Below are 22,720 nucleotides of genomic sequence, written 5' to 3' on the forward strand. Positions count from 1 at the left end.
ATAAACAGTGCCCCACTGATTAAATGTTCATTTTATGTGGGGCATTTCATTCTCTACTAAAATCTATACAATATGAGGTGAAACGCATGTTTGAAATTTTTATCTCTTCCTATCCCACACTCTTAAAGGCTACTATTGTCACATTACAATTAACATTAACCTCCCTAGTACTCGGTTCATTAATTGGATTATTATTCGCTTTCTTTCGAATCTCTAACAATAAAGTTTTAAATAGTATCGCTCATGTCTACATTGCTATTATTCGTGGTACACCTTTAATCGTTCAAATCGCCATTCTCTATTTTGGCATTACATCTGTCATTGTTTTCTCCCCTTTTTGGGCAGGTGCAATCGCTTTAGCAATTCATAACGGTGCATATATTACGGAAATTTTCCGTGGATCCATTCAATCCGTCGACCGGGGACAATTAGAAGCAGCTCGCTCTTTAGGCATGCCTTACCCTTTAGCTATGCGACGAATTATATTACCACAAGCATTTCGTCTGTCTCTTCCTCCTCTAGGAAACCAATTTATTATCGGATTAAAAGACTCTTCACTTGTCGCTTATGTAGGAATGTCCGAATTATGGGGTTCAGGTTTATCAATTGCAGCAGGTAATTTCCAACAATTAGATACTTACATAATCGTTGGTGCATACTATCTCATACTTGTTCTTCTATTTACTTATTTTGTTAATCTTTTAGAAAAACGACTACAACGAAAAGAAACTAACTCCGTCCAAGTCCATAAAAGGAAGAAAAAGGAAGTTTCTTTATAAGAAAAAGCAAGCCTGAGATGGCTTGCTTTTTCATTGCAAAAATATATTAATTTTTACTGATTTACTTTTTTAATACTCTTTTCTTCTTCTATATGTTCCTCACGATATGAAATATTATGAGGATCTAGTCCATTTCCTAAAGAACCATAGAAGTGCTCTCTATGCGGATCCACTAATTCACTTCCTTGATAATACACACGTGGTGTATTCCATAGCGCTGCCAAAGCTTTTGTCATCGGCATCTCATGATAGCGTTCCGGCCACATTTCTTTAATCTTCTCTTTTACTAACGGATAGTATTTAGAACTCATAGCGGGAAACAGATGATGTTCTGTATGATATGAGAAATTGAAATGTAAAACGTCTACCCAGCGCGGCACTGTTACTGACAAACAGTTTGCTAACGGATCATTTACTGGAACAATTGGATTTAAGCGGTGATTTGTTGCGATATATGCCATTACAATAAAGTTAGCAATTAACAACGGAATGACATATGCAAATAACCATTTTCCAGGTCCCATAATAAACAATAAACTAATCCAAACTGTCCAAGGCAAAAGAAGTTGAAGCCATACAGATTTTTGATTGGATGACTTGAACTCTTTTATAAAATGAAAGAACATTCGAGTCGAATGCAATGTAAATTGAATTGTTAGTGACAGAAAACTAAAGAATGAACGTACATGTAAAGGCATACGATATACCCAACTCAAAAACTTACTCTTCTTAAGTTTCTCAAGTGTCGGCCATGCATCTGGATCATTCTCTTCATGCTGTGTATGAACATGATGCGTTGCATTATGCCACTTTCTCCAAAGCTTTGGCCCTGTTGATAATGGCATAAATGCAATCGCGCCTAAGAAGTCACGAAGCCATGCCTTTCTTACAACAGTTCCATGTAAAATTTCATGCCCTAAAAATCCTAGTGAAGCAAAACATAATCCAAGAACAATCGCAATTCCTAGATTCGCCCACACATTCAATTCAAATACACCAATCGATATTAATCCCGCCAATGCCACAAGCAAATAAGCCAGTCCACCAAATAAACGAGTAGGCACTGGTTTAAATGCTTTTTTCGGCAAATGTGGTGATACACGTGCTGCATACCACCCAAACGTATGAAGCTCCTTCATCCTTTTGCTCCTTTCTTATGCCGCGCCTTGCGCAACTTACATATATCAATTCTTGCTTCCAGATTGATTTTACTAGGTGATCCAAAAAGCATCTATTATAAGGAAAATATACTCACTCTATCGTCACTTATTTTTCGCTTTTATTATCAATGAAAAACATTTCTCTTTTTACTCTCTATCAACCTTTCCACATGATGAATCATAACAATAGAATTTCTATATTGTCAACACCTTTTATGACCTAGTAATAAAAGGTGGTTATATTTTTATAATCATACTTTATTTCACTAAAGAAAATGTATAGATTCCATAAGGATTTACCCACTATATATAGACATTTTCTTAAACGCCATAGACTCTATCTCATTCAATAACTCCCTATGTAATCAACAAACAGAATCACTTGAATTTAGTTTTATATAAATCCTACTACATCATAATGCCCCACCTAATTAATTATATTAAAATAATTTATAACCTCTTTTAATAAAAATAGACTACTTCTAAAACAACACACATGAATTTCATATAATATGGAAATATTAAAAGGAAAATTGTTCTAAAATCAGGAGGTTTCCGCAATGACAAGTGATACATTTCCACAACTGCCGCTATCTTATTGGATTGAATCTACTCAGTTTCCTACTTTCCCTCGTTTATCCGAAAATATAAAGACGAAAGTTGCTATTATCGGTGCTGGTATTACAGGTATTACTACTGCCTATTTACTTGCAAAAGAAGGCATCGATGTTGTTTTAATTGATTCTGGTCGTATTTTAAATGGAACGACTGGGCATACAACAGCGAAAGTAACAGCACAACATGATCTTATTTATGATGAATTAATAAATCATTTCGGTGTAGAAAAGGCCCGGCTTTACTATGAATCAAATAATCAGGCTCTACAATTCATAAATAAAACTGTTCAAACATATAAAATCGACTGTAATTTCTCAAATGAAGATTCATATTTATATACAACTACTGATAACGGATTAAGAAATTTATCGAAAGAATATGAAGCTTATCAAAAATTAAATATACCTTGTGACTATGTTCAATCTCTATCGATTCCTATTCCAGTACAATCTGCGCTTGTAATGAAAAATCAAGCACAATTCCATCCCCTTCTTTATTTAAAAACACTTTTAGAAAAGTTTGTGGAGATGGGCGGAAAGGTCTACGAACAAACAACAGCTATGGATGTGGAAAAGGGCGATTATTCACAAATAATTACAAAAGAGGGCCATCATATCACTTGTGAATATGTCGTCTCTTGTTCACATTTTCCTTTTTATGATGCGAATAGCTTTTTCTTTACGCGAATGTACGCAGAACGCTCCTACGCTCTTGCAATAAAAGCAAAAACGGAGTATCCAGGTGGCATGTATTTAAGTATTGATGATCCAAAGCGCTCCTTACGCTATATAACAACCAATGGAGAAAAATTAATTTTGATTGGCGGAGAGAGTCATAAAACAGGTCAGGGAATAAATACGATGCTTCATTATGAAGCACTCTATTCTTTTGCTGAAGCCACTTTTGGAATAGATGAAGTTCCTTATAGATGGTCAGCACAAGATTTAATTACTCTAGATAAGCTTCCTTATATCGGACATATTAACGAAAGAAATCCAAATATATTTGTTGCAACTGGATATCGCAAATGGGGAATGACAACTGGAACTGCTGCCGCTCACCTACTGAAGGACTCCATCCTAAAAGTTCACAGTCCCTATAAAGAACTGTATGCACCATCACGCTTCCATGCCAATCCAGATATAAAAACGTTCCTCTCCCAAAACATTGATGTTGCGAAACATTTAATTGCAGGAAAGATTGAAACCGCATTACGTAAGCCAGAAGATCTCGAAGTTGGTGAAGGATCTGTCGTACATGTTAACGGTAAACGAGCAGGTGCTTATAAGGACAAAGAAGGAAAATTACATATCGTCGATACAACTTGTACACATCTCGGCTGTGAAGTTGAATGGAATAATGGTGATTGTACTTGGGATTGCCCTTGCCATGGTTCTCGTTTTTCAATTGAGGGAGACGTTCTTGAAGGCCCAGCAGATCAACCGTTAAAACGAGTTGATAATGAGTAAACAAATAAAGAAGTTCAACAAAATTACTGTTGAACTTCTTTATTTGTTATAAAGCCTTTTCAGATAAAATTCGACACAAGGAGGAAAATATTAACATTAAATAAAATAATATATTCATCTACAAATTAAAAGGGGTGAATATTATGCAACCTTCAGCTCCACCTCATCTAGAATCTACAGAAACTATCTTTCCAAGCTCTATTACAAAACTTGTTGTTTTTATTTGTTGGCTAGCCATTTTAGCTGATGGATATGATTTAGGTATTTACGGTGCCGTTCTACCAAAGCTCCTAGAAGACAAAAGCTGGGCGCTATCACCAGCGCATGCTGGTACAATTGCAAGCTATGCTTTATTTGGGATGTTTATTGGGGCTATTCTAGTTGGAACGATTACAGATCTAATTGGGCGTAAATGGACGCTTATATGCTGTTTAGCACTTTTTTCTATCACAATGGGTTTAGCGGCTATCGCTCCTTCTCCTGAGTTATTTGGATTATCTCGATTTATAGGAGGAATCGGATTAGGCGGTGTTATCCCAACAGCTTCAGCACTTACTGTTGAATATTCACCAAAAAAAAGGCAATCTTTTATTTATGCTCTTATGTTTACTGGCTATCCTTTAGGTATCGTGTTAGGTGCTATTTTGTCCATGCTTATGTTAGAAGATTTCGGATGGAGAATTATGTTTGGTATCGGAATGATTCCACTACTCCTCATTCCTTTCATTATTCGCTATTTACCCGAGTCCATTCAATTTTTATTATCACGTAATCGCCAAGAAGAAGTGAACCAAATTCTTAATCGTTTTCAAATTGAATTTCATGTAAAAGATAAAACTCATCAAGACCCATCTACTATACGAAAGAAAAATGGATTTTTTACTTTATTCTCAAAAGAATACATAAAAGCAACGCTACTTTTTTGGATCACTTATATAATGGGAATGTTTTTAATATATGGTTTAAACACTTGGTTACCACAGATGATGCGCCAGGCAGGATATCCTCTTGGGTCTAGTCTGTCATTTCTACTTATGCTAAATATTACCGCAGCTATCGGCGCACTATTCGCTGGAGCACTTGCTGATCGTATAGGAGCAAAAATTGTTATTAGCATCTCTTATCTTATGGCAGCCATATGTATCGGACTATTAACAATCAAACCATCTGTTACAATCATTTATCTTTTAATTGGCCTTGCTGGTATTGGCTCAGTCGGTATTACTCAAATATTAAATGCATATGTAACACAATACTTCCCATCACATATCCGAGCTACCTCCTTAGGCTGGGGACTGGGGCTTGGCCGAGTTGGTGCAATTGCTGGCCCAATTCTCGTCGGTATTATTATGACAATGCAATATGACTTAGCATGGAATTTTTACTTATTCTCCTTTGCAGGTCTTATCGCAGCTATATCTGTTTTCTTCATTCCTACAAAATAAAAAGAGCACAAACTTACTTGTGCTCTTTTTCATATGCTTCAAACAACATATCTCGAAACAATGTATTTAAACTCTCAATATCGATTCCTGATCCCTTTTCAATTCCTTTTACATATTGCTGATAGTAATGAATTTGTTCTTCTAAAAATTGATTTAGCACCTTAATTTTCAATCCAACATCTAATTCAGTACCTGCTTTTTTCTTTATTAACAACTTTTCAATTTCATCTAATACGCTACGTTCTAATGATAATTCTGTAATTAATCGATCAAATTCTACAGGAGGTAAAGTCGTTTTCTCTTCTAGCCACTTACAAGCTAAAATGGGACGTAATACATAAAAGTACTTTTTCAGCTTTACATTCTCACCTTGCAAAAATTCACGATAATTTTTCGACGCCATATGTAAATAATGATATATCGTTGCTTTTGGATCAAAATTCTTCTCACTCATCTGTTGAAGTAGTTCTGGAAAATTAGAGTTTTTCGAATAAAAAATTGGTGATCGAATCCACTCAAGTAAAGCAGGATTCGACTTCGCGAATAGTTGCAACGCCTTTTTAATATCCCAACCACTTATATCTAAATCATCACTAATTGGATATTCAATTACATCTCGTTTGTCATGAATTGATAAATACCATTCTACCGGATGTATATAAACAAACCTAACATCATAATCGCTATCTTTCGATGGAAACCCCCAAGCACGACTCCCTGATTCCACCGCAAATAAAATTTTTACATCATTCTCTTTTTCAATTCTTTCTAACTCCAACTCGATTTTCTCTCTCATTTCATAACATCTCCATTTTTTGATTATTTCCTTGGAAATTCGACAATACACTATTAATTTTACTACATACTAAAAAAACTGTCAGAAATTACTGACAGCCTAATGAAACGTCTATTGTTGCTTTTCAATTACAGTAGCAGCAATTCGTTCAAACTCTTTTTGAATCTCCTCTTTATATGCATCTACTATTGAAAAATCCATAGCAGCAATATAAATTCGTTCTAATTTATCACGAACCGATTTTGCTTTCGCTAAGAAAGACATCGCCTCATTCATTTTTGCTTTATATTGAATGGAGACATCACGAATTTCCTTCGCATATTTCTCATCCGTCCCTGGCGTAACAATAAGGGCATACATATCAATAATTTCATCACCCTCGCGACTTGGAAAATATTCATGTGGTGCGGTGCTATCAAAAATTGCAAATCCTAATTCTCTTACGATAACCATATCAAGACTATTCGGGTCAAATCCGCAATGATATACTTCAACTTCAAACCCTTTTTCTTCAGCTGCCTTAGCTAACTTTTTGAGCATCGTTGATTTTCCAGAGCCTGGGCGCCCTTTTATAAAATAACGATGTGGTAACCCTTCTGTTAAATTAGGAACAAAATCAACTGCTCCTTTCGGTGTAGCAGCTCCTAAAAAACGATTTTTTACAAGCGATTGTCTCCCGCTTTTATCTGCAAATAATTTCTGGATTAGCTGATTGGTTAGTTCATTTGCTTTATTAAAATCTATATTATCAATATATATCTTCTCCCACTCATCATGTATAACCAATGCCTCTTTAAAACGTGCGTAAGCAGACTGAAAAGCTTTGCTTGCTTCTGAAACAAATCTTTCAATTTCTAACTTCTGCTTTCTTAGTTTATCTGAGTCCCAAGCAATTCCTAAATTTATATACTCTTCAACAACTCCTGGCATTTTTGGCTCAATAACATGCGGCGATGTCCCATCAACAATTCCTACTTTTAATTTTGGGATAATTACACCATCAACCGATTTATTATCAGAAGAACAATGTAAAAATTCAATATCATATCCTTTTTCAATCCATTCACGACCTATTGCCTTTATTAAAGAAGATTTTCCCGTTCCTGGGCCACCCTTTAAGATAAATAATCTGTCTAATCCTTTTAAATTCTCTTCGTATAAATTGTGAAATCCCCTAGCTGTATTACCACCAGCATAATAATTTAATACATTTCCTGTCACTGCACTCACTCCTTCGCAGCATTCTATTTACATAAGCTACAATATGCGAGCAGCTTTATTTGGGTGAATACCTATTTTGTATTGCACGCAAAAAGGAAATGAATTACAATTTAACTATCGGAAAATTCCGATTTTAAAAACTGAATACTTCTTTATCAAGAGAGGCAGAGGGACCGGCCCTTTGAAGCCCAGCAACCTCAGTTTATACAAACTGAATAGGTGCTAATTCCTGCAAAATGCAATGCATTTTGGAAGATAAAACTCAACTAGCATGTAAAGCTCATCTTTCTTGATACTGAAGGATGAGCTTTTTATTATTTGAAAAACATATATTGGAGGTATGTAAAATGAAAGTAATTGATTTATCACAAACATTTGAAAATAATATGTCTCAATTTCCTGGAACACCTAAAATACAACTAGAAGCTGTTACAAGTGTTGAAGAATCAGGATATCAAGTTACAGATTTTCATTCTGTCGTTCATGTTGGCACGCATTGTGATGCTCCTGCGCATTTTATTTCAGGCGCAACGACCATCGATCAATTACCGCTGGATCAATTTGTAGGTGAAGCTGTTCTTATAGATGTAACACATATTCAAGAGCGAAAATTACCTAAGACAGTATTGCATAATACTGACATAAAAGAAGGTGATATTGTTATTTTTCATTCTAATCTATCCACAAAATGGAATACAGAAGCTTATGAGAAGGAAGCATTTTATCTTTCTGAAGAATTAGCTAAAGAACTAGTGCGATTAAAAGTAAAATCTATCGGTTTAGATTTCATTTCTCCTGATGAAGTCACAACAGAAACATCACCGATTCATCACATATTACTAGGGAATGATATTTACTTAATTGAAAACTTAACAAATCTAGATGCTATCGAAGAAAAACGTTTCTTTTTCTCAGCAGCACCTTTAAAAATTAAAAATAGTGACGGTGCTTTCGCAAGAGCATTTGCTGTTATTTTTTAAACATAGCCTATAAAAAAAGCAAAGGCCACTACTGGTCTTTGCTTCTATATTTTCTATTTAAATTAAGAAAGAATTGTTCCACACGAGGACGCACCCAAGCTAAACAATCTATCTCTTTCTTCTTTGTGCAAGCTATCTCTTCTCCATCTACCATTTCAACAAGTTCTAGTTCTAACAGTTGCCTCGTGAATGCTAACATATTCACTTCTTCGGATGGATACTCTTCTTTTAATTTCTCCTCAATTTCCCCCAATAAAAAACCGTCACGCATCATTGCCAATGCATCAATCCAAAGTGGCGGCATTTCATATTTTTCTCCTGTAATTGTATCTTTTACAATATAATTCTTTTGCTCTTTTCGAAATTGAATCGTGTGTAAACATACAGTCGAATTTAATGTTAATTCCATCATACCACCTCTTTCATAATATCTGCATAGAAAAAAGGATGCGTGTGCACCCCTTCTTATCTTTTCATAACACTACTGAACCGCTACATGAGCAATCAATCTCATGTCGATATTTTCCTCCATTATAAACGAAGTATTTTATAAAAAAAACCCTTCTTGAAACATTTTATAAAATGTTTATATTTACACAACAAGAACACTTTTCTGAAAAATCTTTTCTCCCAATACATTAAAAGGTCGGCAAAAAAATTTCTACTTTCGTTCCTACTCCTACACTACTTTGGATCGTGATACTCCCTTGATGTTCCTTAATAATTTTATATGTAATCATTAATCCAAGTCCTGTACCATTCTCCTTTGTTGTGTAAAATGCCTTGCCAATTTTTTCTAACTTCTCATTCTCTATACCAAATCCTTGGTCTTCAACAGAAATACACAAATGTCCTTGCGTTTTTTGATATGCACGGATATGAATTTCTCCACCCTCTGGCATCGATTCTATTCCATTTTTAATGATATTTAATAACACTTGTTTTAATTGCTTATCATCACCGTTTATAGCCGGTAAATTCCCATCTACTTGTAAATGACATTTAACTCTATATTGCGTTGCATAACTTTCCATTAGATGCACAACATATAGAAGGATGTCTCGTATATTACACCTTTCATAATTTGTTGGCTTTGGTTTTCCTAACAACATCAATTCACTAACAAATCCATTGACTCTTTCAATTTCTTGTAGCATAATGTCGTAGCTCATAGTATCAGTTGGATTTCTTTCTTTTTGCATTTGCGTAAACCCTTTTAACGCTGTTAACGGATTTCGAATTTCATGAGCAATTGTTGTAGACATAGTCCCAATCACAGCTAAATTTTCCGTCTCTTTCATATTGTTCATCATTTCAACCACTGTTCTTACATAAGATTGAAATCGTTTTAATAAAGAATGTGAAATAATGAAATAAAATACACATAAAACAAGTGGAATTATCACTTTTAAATCTTGTAATAACAATGTGAAAAATACGTACTTTCCAATTACACTAAAGGACACTAAATAAAAGTATTTTCTATTCACGAAAACTGGGGCAAATAAAATTAATAACATTTCTACCATACTGCCATGTTCAAAAGGTCTATCCGTTCGCAAATAAATCATTAAATTATTCACAAGATTGATAAACATGTACCCAAATAAAAATAAATATTTTACAGAATATACATACCCTCTTTTTTGAAGATATATAGAAATAGGAAATAATGCTATTACAAATATAGGCACACCTATCCCAAGACTACCTTCTGGCCAACCTACCGCTGTTCCACTAATATTCATAGCAGGATATACAAAATAATATATAGCGTCATATAAAAAGAATATAATATAAAATAATAATATAAATACCTTTAAGGCTCTTCTTTCTTCATAAATCAAGCTCTTGTATTTATTCATATAAAAACTCCCCTTGATCGATACAAAAAACTTTCATTGTTATCTCCTTAAAGTATAAGTATGAAATTGCTTTCAGGGCAATATTTAACCTTATAATACTGAAAGGAAGGAGATCTCTCCTTCCTTTTGGTAACAACTTACATCCATCTTACCCTGTCATGTAACAATCCATCCGTAAAATTATTATGCCCCATTACAAAATCCTTCATATATAAATTTAAATACTCACCGTACTTACTTTCGGTATTTAATAACAACTCCTCGACGTAATAAGCACCTTGTTCGAATTGATCTAAAAGTAAACTGGACAAGCCCGCATAAATCCCGCACCCTACCTGAAAATACGTTGCATTCGTTTTATATTTACGAAAAACTTGGCTACTATTCATCACATTATACATATATGTCTCACTATTTTCATAAACGAGTAACACACCGACCAAGTCCTCTCCAGCAACCTCTTCTTCCGCTGGATTAAACACTTTACGATTCCAGTTCCATAAATCTTCTACTTGATCTAAGTTCTGTCTAATTATATTTGTTGTATACTCATTAATTCGATAAAGAAAACCAACTTCCATATTGAAGTTTTTCCCTAAAATTAATACTTCCTCATGTGGCATTAAACAACCATAGAATTCTTTTTCTCCTAACTTCACTTTATACTCTGAAGAATATACATCTTCATAAAAGTAAAGAGGACGATGATGACTCATATACATCGGATAACTCCAGATCGCTTCATCTAAAAATCGCTCTACTGCCCATGAAGCATAAAGTGTATGTGGCTTTATAAGTGCTGTATCATTCAAAAATGATGTGTCATGTTCTACAATATAACATGCTCTTGGCCTTTCATTTGGTCGTTCCTTCATAAGCTCAACAACCATCCATTGAACAACACCTGGATTCATACCTGAACCTATAATCGCTTTTGTATTTGTAAATTTCTCTTTCTCCTTCTCAAACCTTGTATATCTTTCCGTAAGCTGAAAACCGATTAAGCTATCGTCCTGATCTACTGCCTCATTTTCCAAGGCTGAATTAATATAACAAATTCCTAGTTCATTACAGCAGCTTAATACTCTAATTGTATCTGCCCCTGAAACATCAATCACAACACTCGTTCTTTTTTCTTTTAAATGTTGTTTAAATTCCACTACATTTTGAAGGTTTATTTCATATATATATAATTGATCTTTCAAATTCGAAAACAATTCATCATAATAATTCCTATCTTTTTGTTTTATATCCACCAAATGAAATTTAGCATTCTTTAATACTTCATAAATTGGATCTTTTTCATTTGCTATCGCTTGATTTAAAATTGCTAAAACTGCTTTTGCTGCTCCACCAGCACTACCAAGTAATGTAATCGATAACGGATTTAGAAACTGCTCCACCAACAAAACCCCTTTAATAAATTAGTTGAGCAGCTCCTCCTCAAAAAATAAATTGAATACATAAAAAGATAGCTCGTACACATTTCTTTATAAATTTGTGCAAAATTTTCCAAAAAAATCATACCATAATATATTTATGTTCAATTCATTTTTCCCCTCATATTCAAATCGAGCTAAACAAATAGGCTCGACCTTTTCTTCTGCATATAAAAGAAAAAGCCAGCCCTTTTTCAACTAGCTTACGGACAATGGACAGATTTTACATGTTGAATATTTACATACATTTTCGCATCACGTGCTTTTAATATTTCAATATGCCCTTCATCAATTTTCGCCATCTTTCCAATCTTATTAGATTCCTCACCTAAATCGAACACCATGATTTTGCCAGACATTTTAATAAGTTGTTCTTCAAACGTTCGAGCTAATGTAATATTTAACGGATTTACGGGGAGTTCATTTTTATTGAGGGCATACGGCACTTGGTTTTCTTTATACGGAATTAACCATTTTAAATGTTTTAAAGATATATATACCGTTTTATAAACCGGACTATAAAAAACAATACAATCATTCATCACACTTGTAACATAACCATGTATTGGAGCACTTCCTGCTACATAAACTTCTGTAAAAATTCCTTTAGAAGTACTTAATACTTTTCTCAAAGAAATTGAAGGGGATTCCCTCTTAATTACAGAATCAACATCTGGTTTTAATATTTCTTCGTCATATGGTCTTAAAAATTTATAGTATTGTACATGATATAAAGATATATATACATAGTCTTGTCCATTGTAAAGAACAACGATATCATTTCCTACATCTATTAATACACCTTTAAATCTTTTTTCACCAATTAATTTAACATATATATTTTCTCCAATACTTTTGTTTAACTCATTCATCTATATCCTCCTTCCTATGAATTTCTTCTTATCTGTCTTCCACTTCTAAAAAAATAATCAGGGCAAAGTTCTGTTTTAATAGTAAGTAATTCCTTTTCATACTATCGAAATAAGAAATTGTTCTTCTCTTTCCCTCATAATGCCCCTCTTATTTATTAAACATTATTCATCTTCATTCTTTTTACATTTAACTACTTGACTCACACTCTTAATATGAGACTTAATTACATAAATAACTTCATCACCGTTTACTAGTGTAATACAGCCATGGTGTACCTCACTTAATAAACCTTCCACACACTCTGGACCGCCACGATTAATTTTTACCCACTTATACTTCAAGTCTTTTAATATATCTAAAAAAGTATCCTCATCAGAGCAGAAACATGAACTATAGCAATCGCCACATTTACTTTCTTTCACTTTCTTCACTAGACTCTTCACATGTTTCAACTGATAATATACTAATTCACCATGAGGTAACTGTAACGTTAGATAATCTTTTCCTAACGATACGAGCTCACCAACTCGACTTTCTGGTCCACGAAGGTTTACTTTTACAGTCTCACCAACTAAACATTTAATTTGGTCACAGCATAATACATTCTCCAATTTCGTATCCCCCTTTCTTATTATCTTCCTCTACTTGATTGTCTTTGTGCACGAGCACGACCTGAATTATCGCTACTTTCCTTACTATCGTCGCTCTCATCGCTCTCTCCGCATGCTAAAGCATTATAGTTAACACTTTTAATATGCTTTATTGCAATTAATATAATTTCTTCTTTTACGATTAATGTTACGAAGTCACAAGAAACATCTTGTAAAATGCCTTCCACTTTCTCTGGACCGCCGCGATTAATTTTCACCCAGCAGTATTTGAAGCTTAGAAGTAGTGCTTCAAAGTCGTCTGCACATTCGCAATCTTCCCAATCGTAATCACTTGATCCACAGTCTTTTGCATTTTTCGTAATACTTTTCAGATGGCTAAGTTGATAGTAATAAAGCTCACCTTTTTCATTCTTCAATACGAAGTAGTCCTGACATACTGATATTATTGTTCCTTTTTGAGATTCTGGACCACCCCTGTTTACTCTCACAAAAGATCCAATTAAGTCTTTCAGAAAATCACAATGAAATAAACTCACGAGAAAACCCCTTCCATTAATTTATAAGCTTTTGCACTGATAGTATATGTATCTGTACAGGTTACGTTCTCTATGTTTGTCCTAGCTAGAAAAAAATATGCTTTTAACATGGTAGACTACTACCTATCAAAATTTGAAGAAAGACTAAGAACTCCTTATGTTTTTGATATCTTCAAACAAAAAATCCCTTATGAAGATACATTTCTGCATATCTTCATAAGGGATTTCCCATAGTTTAATCTTCGTCTTTAACATCCATATCTTCTGGAATTGGTTCGTTCAATATTTCTTCCACTAATTGCTTATATTTCTCCATTTGTTCTAAATGCGTATTGAATTGTTCTTTATTTACTAAATATTGCTCTCCATCGAATAGCGCACGAATTTTCTTTTGCTGAATTAACTCTTCAATATACGATTTTGGTAAATTCAAATACTCCGCAGTCTCTTCTATTGTTATATACAATGCGTTCATTCCTTTATTATTTTTTCATCTATACTGTATCTTACTTTACTTTATTTTTGTAAACAAATAAAAAAGATTTTGTAAATGCAGTTCAAAAAGCAGGTAGATGCATTCCATATATTGTATAGTATTATATAGTAAGAATTTTTTAAATATAGAATGGTATTACCCATTTACACAAAGGAGAGTTAACATATGGCTACTCGTCACATCATTACAATGTTAGAAAAAACACTACAAGTTGAAACAGAAAACACAATTTCTCATTTGAATGTATCTTTATCTGATCGTTTTCTTTCTCAAAGCACAGCAATACATGAAAACAATTGTTATCATACAATTGGTGAATGGTACAAAAATCATTTCTTATTCCAACAAGATGATTTCCTTTGGGCTAAATATGCCTTCTATGACGCATATTGTGAAGCCATCCAAAAACAAGGTCATCTTACAAAACGCGTCCGTCAAATATTAGAATCATTGGCTCGAAAACACGGAAAACAGTATATTGCTTCTATACTAAATATGCCATTTCCTAATAAACGCGCTAAAGGGACAGCGTAATTTAGCCATGTTCTGTGTAAGCAAAACATAGCTAAATTGTTTTCTAGGATGCTTTACCAATAAAATGTTCATATCATATGAACTGATGAAACCGGTGTCATTATAATGATAGAAAATATAGTAAACAGGAAAACCCCCACGTACATCTCTCATTCACTTGAATAGAGAAATACGTGGGGGTATACTTGTTCCTTATTATTTCATCATCTGCTTAATCAGTTCGCGATTTCTCTTCTTAAATACTTCATTATGAGAAGAAACCATTCCATACTCACTTGCATCTGGTTGGATAAATTGTTTTGCTTTATTCACAGCATTTCCAGCATCTTGGAATGCACCTGCAATTAAGTGTAGTTTCCCTTCGTGCTTTAAAATATCTCCAGCAGCATATAATCCATCTACTGAAGACTCACTATTTGCATTACCTGCAATATAATAATTATCTATAATTGCAACGTCTAACTCACTATTTTCTAATAATGTAATGTCGCGTTCATATCCATGATTAATAATAACTTCATCAATAGGTAAATGAGAAACCTCACCTGTTTCATGATTTGTTAATTCTACATATTCAATCGCTTCATGATTATCACCGGCAATTAATTTTGTAATCGATGTATTAAAGAAACACTCCGCTGAGCTGTTCATAAGTTGTTTTACTTGTGCTTCATGACCAGATAATTCTTCTTTTCTATAAGTTACATACACTTTTTTCGCAATTGGTTCCAATTCATTTGCCCAATCAACAGCAGAATTGCCTCCACCGGAAATAATAACTGTTTTACCTTTGAAACGCTTTAAAGATTTAACTGTATAATTTAAATTCGATACTTCAAATCGCTCAGCACCTTCAATAGATAACTTTTGCGGTTTTAATATACCACTTCCTGTTGCGACGATAACTGTTTTTGAAAAGTGTTCTTCGCCAGTACTTGTTTTTAATGTAAAAGTACCATCTTGATTACGAATAATCGATTCTACTTTTGTATCTAATACAACTTCCGGCTTAAATGTTAACCCTTGCTGTACAAGTTGTTCAATTAACTTATCACCTGTAACTGGCAATAGTCCTCCTACATCCCAAATCATTTTTTCCGGATACACATGTATTTTTCCACCTAAATGTGGTTGAAATTCTATTATTTTCGTTCTCATTTCTCTGAGTCCACTATAAAAAGCTGAATAAAGCCCTGCAGGTCCTCCGCCTATCACGGTTACATCAAACAATTCTTCTCGATTCATTCGTGCTCACTCCTCAGCTATTAATCGTTGATTATCATTCTCAATAAAATATAACCTGTTTCCGCAAAATTTACAATCAAAATTACTATTGACAATACACCTATATAAAATTATATTATTTAAAGAATCAATAGTGATAATCATTATCATTTTGTTAATAATTAGCAAATTTGAGATTACATCTTCTTTCATTAATATGGTTATTACTATATTATAAAATCTCATATTCAAGATCTTTAATAAATTATTTTGCATTACCACTACTATTTCAAAAAGATTGCAGTTAAACAAATTATTGTATACACATATCATCTATGTTAAAGGAGAAAGACGATGAAAAAGTTATTTATTTCACTAACAGTCCTTTTCGTTCTTGTTATGAGCGCTTGTAGCAATAGCTCTACAGACAAAAAGAACGATGCAAAAGGTAGCAAATCAGAAACAATTACATACCAATCTGAAGATGGTAAAAAAGTAGAAGTTCCTGCAAATCCAAAACGCGTTGTTGTATTATCATCATTCGCTGGTAACGTAATGTCATTAGGTGTAAATCTTGTTGGAGTAGATTCATGGTCTAAACAAAACCCACGTTTTGATAGCAAACTTAAAGATGTTGCTGAAGTATCTGATGAAAATGTTGAAAAAATCGCTGAACTAAATCCAGATTTAATCATCGGTTTATCAAATGTTAAAAATGTCGATAAGTTAAAGAAAATCGCGCCTACTGTAACATACACTTACGGAAAAGTTGATTACTTAACACAGCATTTAGAAATCGGTAAGTTATTAAATAAAGAAAAAGAAGCAAAAACTTGGGTTGATGACTTCAAGAAACGTGCACAAGAAGCTGGTAAAGAAATTAAAGCAAAAATCGGTGAAGATGCAACAGTTTCTGTTGTAGAAAACTTCAACAAACAGCTTTATGTATACGGCGAGAACTGGGGCCGTGGAACAGAAATCCTGTACCAAGAAATGAAATTAAAAATGCCTGAAAAAGTAAAAGAAAAAGCATTAAAAGAAGGTTACTACGCATTATCTACTGAGGTATTACCTGAATTTGCTGGTGATTACTTAATCGTAAGTAAAAACAAAGATACTGATAACTCATTCCAAGAGACAGAATCATATAAAAACATCCCAGCAGTAAAAAATAATCGCGTATATGAAGCAAACATGATGGAATTCTATTTCAATGATCCACTTACATTAGATTTCCAACTAGACTTCTTCAAGAAGAGCTTTCTTGGTAAATAATACAAACATGAGGAATTCTTAATTTAAGAATTCCTCTTCCTTTATTCTATGAACAGAAAAGATGTGAAACGAATGACAAAAGATCATGACAATCCACGTTCTATAGCTTTTACATACAAGCTAATTTTAAGCTTAATTGCATTCTTTCTTATTTTTATGGTTGCAATGGTATTAGGTGCTGCAGATACTTCGATAAAAGATGTATGGTTAGCACTCACTTCCTCCGCTAAAGGAGACAAAATATCTATTATTCGAGAAATACGTTTACCACGTGAAGTTGCTGCTATTTTTGTAGGAGCTGGATTAGCCGTTTCTGGGGCAATTATGCAAGGATTAACACGAAATCCACTTGCGGATCCTGGATTATTAGGGCTATCTGGTGGAGCAAATGCTGCGCTTGCACTGACACTTGCTTTCAACCCTTCCATCAGCTATCTTTACTTAACATTAGCTTGCTTTATCGGTGCGGCAATTGGCGCAATTATGGTATTTGGAATTGGTATGGTGAAAAAAGGCGGCCTTTCTCCTCTTCGAATTGTATTAGCGGGCGCTGCAGTTTCAGCATTTCTACTCGCAATTTCAGAAGGAATCGGCATTTACTTTAAAATTTCACAAGATGTATCACTTTGGACTGCTGGGGGCGTAATTGGAACAACTTGGAGCCAATTAAAAATTATTATTCCAGTCATTTCAATTAGTATCTTTATCGCTATCTTACTAGCAAAAAAATTGACAGTTCTTAGTTTCAGTGAAGAAGTGGCTATTGGACTAGGTCAAAAAATTATTGTTATTAAAACTATTTTATTTATCATTATTATCTTACTTGCAGGTGCATCTGTAGCGCTTGTTGGAAATATGGCATTTATCGGCTTAATGGTACCTCACATGGTACGCCCAATTGTCGGTCCAGATTACCGATTTGTTATACCGATGTCAGCAATTGCTGGAGCTTCCTTTATGCTACTTGCAGATACAATCGGACGTACTATTAACGCTCCATACGAAACACCAGTTGCGGCAATTGTTGCGATTGTAGGGTTACCATTCTTCCTATTCATTGTACGTAAAGGAGGAAAAACATTCTCATGATGCAATCTATTTTAAGAAAACAGCGTCTCATTATACTCGCTTTACTTATAGTAATCATCACAACCATTGTAGTTGGAATGGGACTTGGTTCAGCGTCTTTATCTTATGATCGACTACTCCCAACATTAATGGGGCAAGGGACTTTTAAAGAGGAGTTTGTTTTATACTCTTTAAGACTACCTAGAATTATCATTACATTATTAGCTGGTATGGCTCTCGCTTTATCAGGGGCTATTCTGCAAGGAATTACCCGAAATGATTTAGCTGAACCTGGTATTCTTGGTATTAACTCTGGGGCCGGTGTTGCTGTTGCTATTTTCTTTTTATACTTTCCAATAGATGTAGGTTCATTTCTTTACTTACTACCTGTAGTTGGATTTATCGGAGCATTTCTGACAGCTGTTCTAATTTACGTATTTTCATATAGTAAATCAACTGGACTTCAACCAATCCGATTAACATTAACCGGTATCGGTTTTGCATTTGCACTATCTGGAACGATGATTGTCCTTATTTCATCCGCGGATCGTATGAAAGTAGACTTTATTTCAAAATGGATTGCCGGAAATATTTGGGGAGATGACTGGATCTTCGTTTTAGCAATGCTCCCATGGTTAATCGTATTCATTCCGTTTATTTTCTATAAAGCAAATCGATTAAATATTTTAGCATTAAACGAACCAGTCGCAATTGGCGTTGGAATTGAAATTGAAAAAGAACGCAGGTACTTATTAGTTGCAGCCGTTGCACTTGCAGCTGCAGCTGTTTCCGTAACAGGAGGAATTAGCTTTATCGGATTAATGGCTCCTCATATCGCGAAATCTTTAGTAGGTCCAAGACATCAAATCTTCATGCCTATCGCCCTTTTAATCGGCGGATGGCTATTACTATTAGCAGATACAATCGGACGAAATATCGTTGATCCTAATGGCATTCCAGCAGGTATTGTCGTTGCTTTAATTGGGGCTCCTTACTTTATGTATTTGTTGCTTAAAAAAGCGTAAAAAACACCCTCAAGATCTTTTCTTGAGGGTGTCTTTGTTTCATTCTACTGCTGCCCATACCCTTCAAACTTCTTCGCCAAATTCTCCATCTCATCTTCTGGCAATAGCTTTGGTTCCCCAATGCTTTTCGTTTGATAATAAATTTGAGCACAAAACTCAATCTCTTCTGCAACAGTAAACGCCATTTTTATATTATTTGCACCAGCAATTAAACCGTGATTTGCAAGTAAAACAGCACGGCGATCAATCATGCCTTCAAAAGCAGCCTCCGCTAATTGCTTCGTACCAAATGTTTCATACGGTGCACAGCGCACATTCGGTCCTGCGAAAGCAATTAAATACGATACAGCAGGAAGCTCCCATCCTAATGATGCAATCGTCTTCGCGTAAGGAGAGTGTGTATGCACAAGCGCATTTATATCTTCACGCTTCCTATAGTAAATAAGGTGCATATCTAATTCACTTGATGGTTTTCTCTCTCCTTCTACTACTTCACCATCTAGGTTTAATATAACTACATCTTCAGGCTTTGTTTCATAATACTCTAAACCACTTGGGCTAATCGCAACAAGACCTTGTTCACGATTAAAGATACTAATATTACCGCCCGTTCCCTTTGTTAAACCACTAGAAATCATTTTCTTTCCATACGCTACAATTTCTTCTCTTTCTTTTTGTAATAACATATACATCCCCCTAAGTATGAAGCTTATGATGACTGACTTTTACATTTATCTACTTATTGAAATAGCTTTTTTAAATTCTCCGTAAACGGTGCCTTTACAATCCCTTTTTCTGTAATAATCGCTGTTACATTTTCATGTGGAGTAACATCAAATGCTGGATTATATACTTTACTTTCTTTCGGAGCTGAATATTTTCCGAAGCGATTAATCACTTCAGAAGCATCTCTTTCTTCAATCGGAATTTCTTTTCCTGTCGATGTCTTTAAATCAATTGTCGGTGTTGGCGCTGCTACATAAAACGGAATGTTGTAGTACTTAGCTAAAATAGATACGCCTAATGTGCCAATTTTATTTGCTACATCACCATTTGCTGCCACACGATCACATCCAACAATTACCGCATCAATCTTCCCTTGTGACATGACCATAGCCGCCATATTATCTGTAATAACAGTAACGTCAATGCCTGCTCGCTGCAGTTCTAATGCTGTTAACGTTGAACCTTGTAATCTAGGGCGTGTTTCATCAGAATAGATTTTTAAGTCCCATCCTTTTTCTTTCGCTAAGTACATGGGAGCTGTCGCGGTACCATACTTAGTTGTCGCTAACGCACCAGCATTACAATGTGTTAATACTCCCATTCCATCATGGAATAATGTTAATGCATGTTCTCCAATTTGACGGTTAATTTCTTCATCTTCTCTATGAATCTCTTTTGCCTCTTCTAGTAATCTATTTTTCAGCTGTGAGATTGATAAATGAATATTATCTGTCGCTACACTTTCCATTCTTTCAAGTGCCCAAAATAAATTTACGGCAGTCGGTCTTGATGTCGCCAAGTATGTACATACCTTTCTTACTTCATCCATAAATCCTTCTTCCGTACTTTCAGCAAATTCCTTTATCCCTAAATACACTCCATAAGCAGCTGAAACACCAATCGCGGGTGCACCTCGTACTTTCATTACTTGAATCGCATCCCACACACTTTCAGCTGTTTTAAAAGATTCATAGACAATTTCATTTGGTAATAACGTTTGATCTAACAAAACTAAAGCATCATCTTTCCACTGAATTGGTATTAATTGCTCTTCCATCATATTCTCCCCTTACTTCGCGTAGTGCATTGACTGTTCTTTTAACGTTTCTACAAAACTTGTGCCCGTTCTATATTGATTCGCTCGTAAAATAAAACCCTTCGCTACTTGAAGACAAATTCGCTCCGCTCTAGCACGTGCTTCCTCATTCCCAATACAAGTAATATCTTTTACTTTCGCTAATCCAACAATACGGCGAATTAATTCCAGACCTGTCACTGCAGCTGTATCCTCTAATACAGATTGCAAATAGACTTCGCTAAAGCCTTCTTCCTTCGCCATAATCTCGGTCACATGAATATCCCAAGCACCTAAAAACTTCTGCTTAAATAAATCAATTACCTCTACCATCGTAGTTTGTAACCAATCCATATACGTATCTTTCTCAGCTCCAGGTGACATCGTTGCATCTGCATTCACCCAAGCAAACATTAAATTCGCCATTACATTCCCAACGTCATATCCCATAGGTCCATAAAAAGCAAACTCAGGATCAATAACCTTTGTAGAATCATCTCTTACAAAAACAGAACCAGTATGTAAATCACCATGAAGTAATGCCTGTGCATTCGTCATAAAAGAAAATTTACGTTTCGCTACTTCCATACGAAGCTCTTTATCACTATAAATATGTTCCCTAATCCATCCCTCATTTAACTGAAATAACTCATTACGCTTATTATGATTTGTAAATGGTTCTGAATATACGAGGTCCTCTGTAATCTCACATAATTCAGGATTTATATAATTCTTCACAAGTTCCTTCTTCTCTTTATGATTCATTACAACATCCGATGTTAACAAAAGTGTATTTACCATAAAAGTAGTTAAGTCGTCAGCAAGCCGCGGAAATATTTGATGATTTATAAGTGCTGTACGTAATATTGTGTGATTCGATAAATCTTCCATTACGCAACAGTTCATCACACTATCAAATAAATACACCTTAGGAACAAGTCCAGGTGCTAACTCATCCTCTAACTGCAAAACATCTGATTCTATGCGAATACGATTCGTCGACAACTTAAACTCATCTGAAATGCGAGCTGTATCCCCAGCTTGCTTTACGATGACAGACATGTTCTCTTTTTCATCCCAAACGCGGAACACATAATTTAAATTGCCATCACCTATTTCTTTACACTTTAGCCCCTTTGCATGTTCAAACTTAGATAATTTCTCTTTCACATATGCAATCACATCTTTAGCTTCCATTAAAAAATACTTTGTGAACTTAGACATGGTTTCCCCTCCATACCAATTGTAAGCGTTTTCTAAAAGCTATAAAAAATAATAGGTTGAATTTTTTCATCCTATAAATATGTATTCTTCTTTTTGAAAGGTATATCTAGGTTTTATTATATCTCGTTAGCACTTTGAGTCAATATTTCTAACTATCATCGTAATATACTTCCTAATTATATATTTGAGATGACAAAAATTGTTCAAAAAGATTTCGATTCATTTTATTTTATTTATCGCACAATTCTTTGTAAAATAGAAATAAGCAGTTCCTTTTCAAA

The 22,720-nt window shown here is 34.4% G+C and carries 22 protein-coding genes and 1 riboswitch; of the genes, 8 read left to right on the top strand and 14 right to left on the bottom strand.

Features of this window, described 5'->3' with window-relative positions:
- Nucleotides 1-23 precede the first annotated feature (23 nt).
- A complete protein-coding gene (locus tag ACTFSL_RS16950; RefSeq protein ID WP_440042099.1) occupies nt 24-779 on the top strand; it encodes an amino acid ABC transporter permease in 756 nt (251 codons plus the stop codon).
- Between the two features lie 53 nt (nt 780-832).
- Here the strand turns inward: ACTFSL_RS16950 and ACTFSL_RS16955 are convergent, their stop codons facing one another.
- On the bottom strand, nt 833-1,918 hold the full coding sequence (locus ACTFSL_RS16955) for a fatty acid desaturase family protein (protein ID WP_000661226.1): 1,086 nt from the start codon (nt 1,916-1,918) through the stop codon (nt 833-835).
- Nucleotides 1,919-2,499: 581 nt separating this feature from the next.
- Between ACTFSL_RS16955 and ACTFSL_RS16960 the strand changes: the two genes are divergently transcribed.
- Both ACTFSL_RS16960 and ACTFSL_RS16965 read left to right on the top strand, forming a co-directional pair.
- Nucleotides 2,500-4,026 (top strand): FAD-dependent oxidoreductase, encoded by a 1,527-nt coding sequence (locus ACTFSL_RS16960; RefSeq protein WP_119682886.1) that lies wholly within the window; start codon nt 2,500-2,502, stop codon nt 4,024-4,026.
- Nucleotides 4,027-4,169: 143 nt separating this feature from the next.
- Complete coding sequence (locus ACTFSL_RS16965; RefSeq protein ID WP_440042100.1) at nt 4,170-5,471, top strand: MFS transporter; 1,302 nt, start codon at nt 4,170-4,172, stop codon at nt 5,469-5,471.
- Nucleotides 5,472-5,484: 13 nt separating this feature from the next.
- On the opposite strand, the gene ACTFSL_RS16970 is transcribed toward ACTFSL_RS16965, so the two are convergent.
- Together ACTFSL_RS16970 and ACTFSL_RS16975 are read right to left on the bottom strand one after the other, a co-directional pair.
- Complete coding sequence (locus ACTFSL_RS16970; RefSeq protein WP_001208237.1) at nt 5,485-6,267, bottom strand: nucleotidyltransferase domain-containing protein; 783 nt, start codon at nt 6,265-6,267, stop codon at nt 5,485-5,487.
- A 111-nt stretch (nt 6,268-6,378) separates the two neighbouring features.
- Nucleotides 6,379-7,488, bottom strand: coding sequence for a PRK06851 family protein (locus ACTFSL_RS16975; protein WP_119682884.1), 1,110 nt, complete (start codon nt 7,486-7,488; stop codon nt 6,379-6,381).
- Between the two features lie 149 nt (nt 7,489-7,637).
- Nucleotides 7,638-7,750: riboswitch (SAM riboswitch) on the top strand.
- Nucleotides 7,751-7,835: 85 nt separating this feature from the next.
- Between ACTFSL_RS16975 and ACTFSL_RS16980 the strand changes: the two genes are divergently transcribed.
- Entirely contained in the window at nt 7,836-8,468 is a 633-nt protein-coding gene (locus ACTFSL_RS16980) for a cyclase family protein (RefSeq protein WP_000862981.1), read from the top strand.
- A 28-nt stretch (nt 8,469-8,496) separates the two neighbouring features.
- Here the strand turns inward: ACTFSL_RS16980 and ACTFSL_RS16985 are convergent, their stop codons facing one another.
- The 7 genes from ACTFSL_RS16985 to ACTFSL_RS17015 form a co-directional block, all read right to left on the bottom strand.
- Nucleotides 8,497-8,877 (bottom strand): hypothetical protein, encoded by a 381-nt coding sequence (locus ACTFSL_RS16985; protein ID WP_000424116.1) that lies wholly within the window; start codon nt 8,875-8,877, stop codon nt 8,497-8,499.
- 229 nt (nt 8,878-9,106) lie between these two features.
- Nucleotides 9,107-10,333 (bottom strand): ATP-binding protein, encoded by a 1,227-nt coding sequence (locus ACTFSL_RS16990; protein WP_440042102.1) that lies wholly within the window; start codon nt 10,331-10,333, stop codon nt 9,107-9,109.
- 137 nt (nt 10,334-10,470) lie between these two features.
- On the bottom strand, nt 10,471-11,736 hold the full coding sequence (locus ACTFSL_RS16995; RefSeq protein WP_440042103.1) for an S-adenosylmethionine decarboxylase related protein: 1,266 nt from the start codon (nt 11,734-11,736) through the stop codon (nt 10,471-10,473).
- A 239-nt stretch (nt 11,737-11,975) separates the two neighbouring features.
- Complete coding sequence (locus ACTFSL_RS17000) at nt 11,976-12,644, bottom strand: DUF2642 domain-containing protein (protein WP_440042104.1); 669 nt, start codon at nt 12,642-12,644, stop codon at nt 11,976-11,978.
- A 162-nt stretch (nt 12,645-12,806) separates the two neighbouring features.
- Complete coding sequence (locus ACTFSL_RS17005; protein WP_000432509.1) at nt 12,807-13,256, bottom strand: spore coat protein B; 450 nt, start codon at nt 13,254-13,256, stop codon at nt 12,807-12,809.
- Nucleotides 13,257-13,276: 20 nt separating this feature from the next.
- Complete coding sequence (locus tag ACTFSL_RS17010; protein WP_440042106.1) at nt 13,277-13,792, bottom strand: spore coat protein; 516 nt, start codon at nt 13,790-13,792, stop codon at nt 13,277-13,279.
- Nucleotides 13,793-14,027: 235 nt separating this feature from the next.
- Complete coding sequence (locus tag ACTFSL_RS17015; RefSeq protein WP_002025240.1) at nt 14,028-14,267, bottom strand: helix-turn-helix domain-containing protein; 240 nt, start codon at nt 14,265-14,267, stop codon at nt 14,028-14,030.
- Nucleotides 14,268-14,453: 186 nt separating this feature from the next.
- On the opposite strand from ACTFSL_RS17015, the gene ACTFSL_RS17020 reads away from it, so the two are divergent.
- A complete protein-coding gene (locus tag ACTFSL_RS17020) occupies nt 14,454-14,822 on the top strand; it encodes a hypothetical protein (protein WP_000235476.1) in 369 nt (122 codons plus the stop codon).
- Nucleotides 14,823-15,017: 195 nt separating this feature from the next.
- On the opposite strand, the gene ACTFSL_RS17025 is transcribed toward ACTFSL_RS17020, so the two are convergent.
- A complete protein-coding gene (locus tag ACTFSL_RS17025) occupies nt 15,018-16,067 on the bottom strand; it encodes an NAD(P)/FAD-dependent oxidoreductase (RefSeq protein WP_001078299.1) in 1,050 nt (349 codons plus the stop codon).
- A gap of 333 nt (nt 16,068-16,400) precedes the next feature.
- Here ACTFSL_RS17025 and ACTFSL_RS17030 point away from each other — a divergent pair, with 333 nt between their 5' ends.
- The 3 genes from ACTFSL_RS17030 to ACTFSL_RS17040 are packed head-to-tail and all read left to right on the top strand — an operon-like array spanning nt 16,401 to nt 19,414.
- Entirely contained in the window at nt 16,401-17,321 is a 921-nt protein-coding gene (locus ACTFSL_RS17030) for an iron-hydroxamate ABC transporter substrate-binding protein (protein WP_000732597.1), read from the top strand.
- A 48-nt stretch (nt 17,322-17,369) separates the two neighbouring features.
- Entirely contained in the window at nt 17,370-18,410 is a 1,041-nt protein-coding gene (locus tag ACTFSL_RS17035; protein WP_002025239.1) for a FecCD family ABC transporter permease, read from the top strand.
- Nucleotides 18,407-19,414 carry a FecCD family ABC transporter permease gene (locus ACTFSL_RS17040; RefSeq protein WP_065481845.1) on the top strand — a complete coding sequence of 336 codons (1,008 nt, stop codon included), beginning with the start codon at nt 18,407-18,409 and terminating at the stop codon, nt 19,412-19,414. The genes ACTFSL_RS17035 and ACTFSL_RS17040 overlap by 4 nt, the downstream gene beginning before the upstream one ends.
- 44 nt (nt 19,415-19,458) lie before the next feature.
- Here the strand turns inward: ACTFSL_RS17040 and ACTFSL_RS17045 are convergent, their stop codons facing one another.
- Genes ACTFSL_RS17045 through mtnK form a run of 3 tightly spaced genes read right to left on the bottom strand, consistent with a single transcriptional unit; the run spans nt 19,459 to nt 22,439 of the window.
- The gene (locus tag ACTFSL_RS17045; protein WP_000926557.1) at nt 19,459-20,100 is read right to left on the bottom strand and encodes an L-fuculose-phosphate aldolase; all 642 of its coding nucleotides are present in this window, start codon (nt 20,098-20,100) and stop codon (nt 19,459-19,461) included.
- 53 nt (nt 20,101-20,153) lie between these two features.
- Nucleotides 20,154-21,200, bottom strand: coding sequence for an S-methyl-5-thioribose-1-phosphate isomerase (gene mtnA, locus ACTFSL_RS17050; RefSeq protein WP_002025237.1), 1,047 nt, complete (start codon nt 21,198-21,200; stop codon nt 20,154-20,156).
- Between the two features lie 9 nt (nt 21,201-21,209).
- Entirely contained in the window at nt 21,210-22,439 is a 1,230-nt protein-coding gene (gene mtnK, locus ACTFSL_RS17055) for an S-methyl-5-thioribose kinase (RefSeq protein ID WP_119682878.1), read from the bottom strand.
- Nucleotides 22,440-22,720 lie beyond the last annotated feature (281 nt).

This window comes from Bacillus cereus group sp. MYBK108-1 (assembly GCF_051917185.1).
In the GTDB taxonomy this organism is placed as follows: Bacteria; Bacillota; Bacilli; order Bacillales; family Bacillaceae_G; genus Bacillus_A; species Bacillus_A cereus.

What these genes read in the sequence shown, in the direction of transcription:
- ACTFSL_RS17040 (WP_065481845.1), top strand. Translation starts at nt 18,407, where the DNA reads ATGATGCAATCTATTTTAAGAAAACAGCGTCTCATTATACTCGCTTTA.
- ACTFSL_RS17030 (WP_000732597.1), top strand. Translation starts at nt 16,401, where the DNA reads ATGAAAAAGTTATTTATTTCACTAACAGTCCTTTTCGTTCTTGTTATG.
- ACTFSL_RS16980 (WP_000862981.1), top strand. Translation starts at nt 7,836, where the DNA reads ATGAAAGTAATTGATTTATCACAAACATTTGAAAATAATATGTCTCAA.
- ACTFSL_RS16970 (WP_001208237.1), bottom strand. Translation starts at nt 6,267, where the DNA reads ATGAGAGAGAAAATCGAGTTGGAGTTAGAAAGAATTGAAAAAGAGAAT.
- ACTFSL_RS16955 (WP_000661226.1), bottom strand. Translation starts at nt 1,918, where the DNA reads ATGAAGGAGCTTCATACGTTTGGGTGGTATGCAGCACGTGTATCACCA.
- ACTFSL_RS17035 (WP_002025239.1), top strand. Translation starts at nt 17,370, where the DNA reads ATGAACAGAAAAGATGTGAAACGAATGACAAAAGATCATGACAATCCA.
- ACTFSL_RS17015 (WP_002025240.1), bottom strand. Translation starts at nt 14,267, where the DNA reads ATGAACGCATTGTATATAACAATAGAAGAGACTGCGGAGTATTTGAAT.
- mtnK (WP_119682878.1), bottom strand. Translation starts at nt 22,439, where the DNA reads ATGTCTAAGTTCACAAAGTATTTTTTAATGGAAGCTAAAGATGTGATT.
- mtnA (WP_002025237.1), bottom strand. Translation starts at nt 21,200, where the DNA reads ATGATGGAAGAGCAATTAATACCAATTCAGTGGAAAGATGATGCTTTA.
- ACTFSL_RS17000 (WP_440042104.1), bottom strand. Translation starts at nt 12,644, where the DNA reads ATGAATGAGTTAAACAAAAGTATTGGAGAAAATATATATGTTAAATTA.
- ACTFSL_RS16990 (WP_440042102.1), bottom strand. Translation starts at nt 10,333, where the DNA reads ATGAATAAATACAAGAGCTTGATTTATGAAGAAAGAAGAGCCTTAAAG.
- ACTFSL_RS17020 (WP_000235476.1), top strand. Translation starts at nt 14,454, where the DNA reads ATGGCTACTCGTCACATCATTACAATGTTAGAAAAAACACTACAAGTT.
- ACTFSL_RS17025 (WP_001078299.1), bottom strand. Translation starts at nt 16,067, where the DNA reads ATGAATCGAGAAGAATTGTTTGATGTAACCGTGATAGGCGGAGGACCT.
- ACTFSL_RS16965 (WP_440042100.1), top strand. Translation starts at nt 4,170, where the DNA reads ATGCAACCTTCAGCTCCACCTCATCTAGAATCTACAGAAACTATCTTT.
- ACTFSL_RS16950 (WP_440042099.1), top strand. Translation starts at nt 24, where the DNA reads ATGTTCATTTTATGTGGGGCATTTCATTCTCTACTAAAATCTATACAA.
- ACTFSL_RS16960 (WP_119682886.1), top strand. Translation starts at nt 2,500, where the DNA reads ATGACAAGTGATACATTTCCACAACTGCCGCTATCTTATTGGATTGAA.
- ACTFSL_RS17045 (WP_000926557.1), bottom strand. Translation starts at nt 20,100, where the DNA reads ATGTTATTACAAAAAGAAAGAGAAGAAATTGTAGCGTATGGAAAGAAA.
- ACTFSL_RS16985 (WP_000424116.1), bottom strand. Translation starts at nt 8,877, where the DNA reads ATGGAATTAACATTAAATTCGACTGTATGTTTACACACGATTCAATTT.